This is a genomic window from Paraburkholderia sp. J63 (assembly GCF_905220245.1).
GTDB lineage: Bacteria > Pseudomonadota > Gammaproteobacteria > Burkholderiales > Burkholderiaceae > Paraburkholderia.
Genome location: NZ_CAJMZF010000141.1, coordinates 1 through 934, shown reverse-complemented (window position 1 = coordinate 934; position 934 = coordinate 1). Strand labels below are relative to the sequence as shown.

At 67.9% G+C, this 934-nt stretch carries 1 protein-coding gene; it reads right to left on the bottom strand.

The window, feature by feature from the left end:
* A partial coding sequence (locus U5775_RS38860) for a condensation domain-containing protein (protein WP_322063425.1) occupies positions 1-934 on the bottom strand: 934 nt, incomplete at both ends.

Sequence of the window (934 nt, the reverse complement as noted above, 5' to 3'; positions counted from 1 at the left end):
GCGAGGCGCTCGCGCGGATATTCCGGATCGAGCGGCACGTATGCGCCACCGGCCTTGAGGATTGCGAGCAGTCCGATCACCATGTCGAGCGAGCGCTCCACTGCGATCCCTACCCGCACTTCGGGCTTTACGCCCAGTGCGATCAGACGGTGCGCGAGGCGGTTCGCCCTCGCCTCCAGCTCGCCGTAGCTCAGTGAGATGTCGTCCAGTACGAGCGCCGTGGCCTGCGGCGTCGACTGTGCCCGCGCCTGGATCTGCGTGTGTACGGGCATCGTCAGGGCAGGGCTGAAGTCGCTGCTGCCCAGCGCGAGCAATGCTTCGTGCTCCTGCGCATCGAGCAGTGAGACCTCGCCGAGGCGTGCCGAGGCACCCAGTCCCGCGAATTGCGTCAGCGCCCGTTCGAGTTGCGCCAGCAGGCGCTCCACTGTGCCCGCATCGAACTGTGCGCACGCGTGGCTCGCCGATACCAGCAGCCGCTCGCCCAGCGTCACGCCCAGCGTCAGCGCGTAGTTCGTTTCTTCGCGGAACGTCAGTGCGCCGAACGTCAGGCCGCCTGGCGCGCTCTCCTTGAGCGCTTCGTCCACCGGGTAGTTCTCGAACACCAGCAGCGTGTCGAACAGTCCTTGCGCACCCGCGCCCGACCAGCGCTGGATTTCGTACAGCGGCGTGTGCGCGTGTTCCTGTGAAGTCACGCTTTGGGCTTGAAGCGCATGCAGCCACTCGCCCAGCCGTGCACCCTCGCGCGGCGCGCTCATCACCGGCACCGTGTTGATGAAGAGGCCCAGCAGGCGCGAGGCGCCTGGCAGATCGTCGGGACGGCCCGCTACCGTGGCACCGAACACCACCGAACGCTGACCCGTCGAGCGCTGCAGCACCAGCGACCACGCCGCCTGCACCAGCGTGTTGACCGTCACGCGGCAGGCCCGCGCGAATG